The organism is Kitasatospora sp. NPDC057542, assembly GCF_042801945.1.
In the GTDB taxonomy this organism is placed as follows: Bacteria; Actinomycetota; Actinomycetes; order Streptomycetales; family Streptomycetaceae; genus Kitasatospora.
Genome location: NZ_JBHVFE010000648.1, coordinates 1 through 3,869, shown reverse-complemented (window position 1 = coordinate 3,869; position 3,869 = coordinate 1). Strand labels below are relative to the sequence as shown.

Below are 3,869 nucleotides of genomic sequence, written 5' to 3'. Positions count from 1 at the left end.
CGTCCGTACGGACCCGGGGGCCTCCTCCGTGCTCAGGCGTCGGCCGTCCGCCGGCGGCCGAGCAGGCCGTTCTCGTGCAGGAGGATCAGCTGCCCGCCCCAGACCAGCGCGGTGGCGACCAGGCAGGCGAGTGCGATCAGGATGCCCATACCGATCCTGACCGGCCGGTGCTCGGCCACCTCGCCGGTCGAACCGTCCGCCCAGACCTGCTCCTGATGGCCGTCCGGGTGGACCCCGTCGGGGGAGCGCCGGACCTGCTCCCAGTCCTGCCCGGCGGCCGTCCAGCGGTAGGTGCAGCTGTAGACGTCGACCGCCCCGATCGGTCCGCGGTCGGTGTCCAGGGTCTCCGAACCGGAGACGTGGCAGCCGCTCAGGGTGGCCGTCACCGCCTGGTCGCTGTGCATCCAGCTCCGGATGTCGTACGTGGCGGACGCCGTCATCAGGACGCCGAGCAGCGGTGGCACGAGCAGGAAGAGGCCGACGCCCACCACCGCACCGGGGGAGAGCTCGTCCCGCAGGAACGGCCCCGAGGCCGCCGCGCCCGTCAGCAGGGCGGCCCCGAACGCCCACCCGTGCCAGGACAGCCACCCCGGGTCGTCGAACACCCACTGCCAGGCGGCCATCCCGCCCACCGTCGCCGCGACCAGGCCGGCGGCCAGGCCCACCCGCACGCCGACCCGTTGCAGGGCGCTCCACTCGTACACGCCCGGTGCCCCCTCCGCACTCGTCTCCGTCCCCATCCTGACGCAGGGGTGTGACGTGATCCAGAGCCCGGCGCCGGGACCGGCCCTCAGGCGCGGCCGAGCAGGGCGAGGGCGGTGCCGACGGCCTCGCGCAGCAGGAGGTACGGGCCGTGCGCCAGCGGGCCGTCCGCGCCGAGCACGGCGGCGGGGGCACCGGCCCGGCGGGCGGCCAGGGCGGAGCGGACGGTGTGGAAGCCGTTGGTGACCACCGTGCAGCGGTAGCCGGGGCGCTCGGCGGCCATCAGGGCGGCGCTGAAGCGCAGGTTCTCGGCGGTGTTCACGGCCCGCTCCTCGCGCCGGATCCGATCCTCCGGGACGCCCCGGGCGACCAGGTAGCGGGCCATCGCGGCGGCCTCGGTGCAGTCCTCGTGCGGGCCCTTCCCGCCGGTCACCAGGACCAGCGGGGCGTACCCGGCGGCCTCCTCGACGGCGAAACGATCCAGCGCGGCGTCCAGCCGGGCCGCCAGCGGGGGCGCGGGCTCGCAGCCGTCCAGCGCGGCGCCCAGGACCACCAGGTAGTCGGAGCCGGCCGGCGCGGGCCGGCGGCGGTGGTACAGCGCCAGGCCGAGGAAGCCGAGCAGCCAGAGCAGGACGTACCCGCAGAGCAGGACGGCGACGATCGGCAGGACGTGCATGTCCGTTCGAACGCATCCGGCGGAACGACCGTTCCGGCGCTCGGTGGAAACACCGTCCCGTGGTGGGCCGGAAACGACGGAACCCCCGTTCCGGAGGTGGAACGGGGGTTGCCGGGAACGGGGGTTCCGCGGTGGGCGGCGGCGGGCTCAGCCGGCGTCGGCCACCGGGGCTGCACCGGTGGCCGGGGCGGCCGGGGCCGCGCTCGCGCGCCGGTCGCGCTTGTGCAGGGAGGCCAGGTAGGCGTTGTACGCCTCCAGCTCGGCGTCGCCGGAGCGTTCCTCGGCACGGTCGGTGCGGCGGGCCTGCCGCTGCTCGGAGCCCATCCACTGGTAGACCAGCGCGATCAGCACGATCGCGGTCGGGATCTCGCCGAACGCCCAGGTGATGCCGCCGGCCAGCTTCTGATCCTCCAGCAGGTTCGTGCCGGGCGGCGCGCCCTCCGCGGTGAAGGTGGTGACCAGCGGGTGGCCGGCCATCATCACCGCCACGCCGAAGAACGCGTGGAACGGCATGCCCATGAACAGCTCGATGATCCGCATCACGTGGCCGGGACGGTGCGGGCCCGGGTCCACGCCCATGATCGGCCAGAAGAAGGCCAGACCGGTGAACAGGAAGTGCACCATCATGAAGATGTGCCCGAGGCGGTACTGCATCAGGAAGTCGAACAGCGGGGTGAAGTAGACCCCGTAGAGGCTCGCGATGAACATCGGGATGGTGAACGCCGCGTGCGAGATGATCCGGACGTACCGGCTGTGCAGCAGCGCCACCAGCAGCTCGCGCGGCCCGCGCGGACGGCCCTTGCCGGCCGGGCGCAGTGCCCGCAGCGCCAGCGTGATCGGGGCGCCGAGCAGCAGCAGGATCGGCGTCAGCATGGAGAGCACCATGTGCTGGATCATGTGCGCGCTGAACAGCACCATGCCGTAGTCGTTCAGCCCGGTGCAGGTGACCAGCAGCATGCTGGCGACACCCGCCGCCCAGCCGACCATCCGGCCGATCGGCCAGCGGTCGCCGCGCCTGTACAGCCGCACCACGCCCGCCGCGTACAGCCCCAGCACGACCAGGCCGCCGAGCAGGAACACCCAGTCCGGGGACCAGGTCCAGACGTTCGACAAGGTGAACGGGCCTAGCTGGGTCATCCCGCCGTGGTGGTGCATTCCTGACATTCCGTCGCCCATCGGCGGGTCCTGCTTTCCGTCCTCGTGGTCCCTGGTGCGGGTCCGGTTCGCCCGTTTTGCTTGACATACAGCCTAGGTGGGCCTTACCTCGGGCCACTCCCCGCCCCCTCCGTACGGGTGCCTCCCCACCGGGGCGCCTCCTGGCTAGACTGACCGGCCGGTCGGCAGGGAGGCTCGGAGATGGCGGCGGAACACGGACCCGCGGCGCGCCCCACGGTCGCGCTGACCGGGGCGACGGGCTTCATCGGCTCCGCCGTGCTGGCGGCCCTCGCGGCGCGCGGCGTCCCGGTGCGAGCCCTGGCCCGCAAGCCGCCGCAGAGCGCCGTACCGGGCACCGCCTGGGTGCCGGGCGACCTCGCCGACCCGGTGGCGCTCACGGAGCTCTGTACGGGCGCCGGGGCGCTGGTGCACCTCGCCTCCCGGGTCGACGGCGGCGCCGAGGAGTGCGAGGCGGTGAACGACCGGGGCACCGCCGCGCTGATGGCGGCCGCCACCCGCGCCGGGGTGCGGCGGATCGTCCACCTCTCCACCGCGGCGGTCTACGGCGAGGGCCCGCACGCGGGCATCGAGGTGGACGAGGTGCCGCCCGCCCCGGTGTCCGAGGCCAGCCGCACCCGGCTGCTCGGCGAGCGCCACGCGCTGGCGGCCGGCGGGTACGTGCTGCGCCCCGGGCTGGTGACCGGCAGCGGCGACCGCTGGGTGGTGCCCGCGCTGGCCGAGCTGGTCCGCCGGGTGCCGGTCCGCTGGGAGGGCGGCAGCGCCCGGCTCTCGATGGTGGACCGCACCGACCTGGCCCGGCTGATCACCGTGCTCGCCCTGGACGGGCACGCCGCCGCGCCGGGCGTCCACCACGCCTCGCACCCCGAGCCGGTCCGCGGCGGCGACCTGCTCGCCGCCCTGGCCGCCCTCGGCCTGCTGCCCGCCCCGCACGGCCCGGCCGTGCCCTGGGAGGAGTGCCGCCGGCTGTTGGCCGCCGCGCCCGGCCGGGTCTCCGAGCGGCAGTTCGGCCTGATCGCCCGCGATCACTGGTACCGCAGCGAGCGGATCTGGCGGCTCGCCGCCTGCCCGCCCGGTCCGGGCCCGCTGGCCCGGCTCCCGCAGGCCGTCGCCTGGTACCGCGAGGCGCTGGGTTAGGCCGGCGGCGCGGCTGGGACCAGGGTGTTCTCGTTGCGGTGGCCGGCGGCGAAGTCGTCGATGTTGCGGGCGGTGGCGTCGATGATCCGGCCGACGGGGGTGCGGGTGAAGTCAGAGCCGCCCGTGCACGTACGGTCGCCGTCGACCGCACAGCGTGTCCGCCGAAACGGCGCCGCCGTGC

The 3,869-nt window shown here is 74.9% G+C and carries 4 protein-coding genes and 1 pseudogene; 1 reads left to right on the top strand and 4 read right to left on the bottom strand.

The genetic code is table 11. The annotated features are described in order from the left end of the window. Nucleotides 1-32 precede the first annotated feature (32 nt). The 3 genes from ACFU7Y_RS41430 to ACFU7Y_RS41420 all read right to left on the bottom strand — a co-directional run bounded on the left by ACFU7Y_RS41430 (nt 33) and on the right by ACFU7Y_RS41420 (nt 2,533). The gene (locus ACFU7Y_RS41430) at nt 33-704 is read right to left on the bottom strand and encodes a hypothetical protein (RefSeq protein ID WP_380771572.1); all 672 of its coding nucleotides are present in this window, start codon (nt 702-704) and stop codon (nt 33-35) included. Nucleotides 705-790: 86 nt separating this feature from the next. Next, nucleotides 791-1,378, bottom strand: coding sequence for a YdcF family protein (locus ACFU7Y_RS41425; RefSeq protein ID WP_380771570.1), 588 nt, complete (start codon nt 1,376-1,378; stop codon nt 791-793). 147 nt (nt 1,379-1,525) lie between these two features. After that, nucleotides 1,526-2,533: a cytochrome c oxidase assembly protein gene (locus ACFU7Y_RS41420; protein WP_380771574.1), complete on the bottom strand. Its 1,008-nt coding sequence runs from the start codon at nt 2,531-2,533 to the stop codon at nt 1,526-1,528. Between the two features lie 201 nt (nt 2,534-2,734). Between ACFU7Y_RS41420 and ACFU7Y_RS41415 the strand changes: the two genes are divergently transcribed. Continuing rightward, the gene (locus ACFU7Y_RS41415; protein WP_380771568.1) at nt 2,735-3,688 is read left to right on the top strand and encodes an NAD-dependent epimerase/dehydratase family protein; all 954 of its coding nucleotides are present in this window, start codon (nt 2,735-2,737) and stop codon (nt 3,686-3,688) included. Here ACFU7Y_RS41415 and ACFU7Y_RS41410 read toward each other — a convergent pair. Next, nucleotides 3,685-3,869 (bottom strand): annotated as a pseudogene (locus ACFU7Y_RS41410) (hypothetical protein); the annotation flags it as partial. The gene ACFU7Y_RS41415 and the pseudogene ACFU7Y_RS41410 overlap by 4 nt on opposite strands.

Coding starts and splice junctions, on each gene's coding strand:
- ACFU7Y_RS41425 (WP_380771570.1), bottom strand. CDS start 1,378: ATGCACGTCCTGCCGATCGTCGCCGTCCTGCTCTGCGGGTACGTCCTG.
- ACFU7Y_RS41420 (WP_380771574.1), bottom strand. CDS start 2,533: ATGCACCACCACGGCGGGATGACCCAGCTAGGCCCGTTCACCTTGTCG.
- ACFU7Y_RS41415 (WP_380771568.1), top strand. CDS start 2,735: ATGGCGGCGGAACACGGACCCGCGGCGCGCCCCACGGTCGCGCTGACC.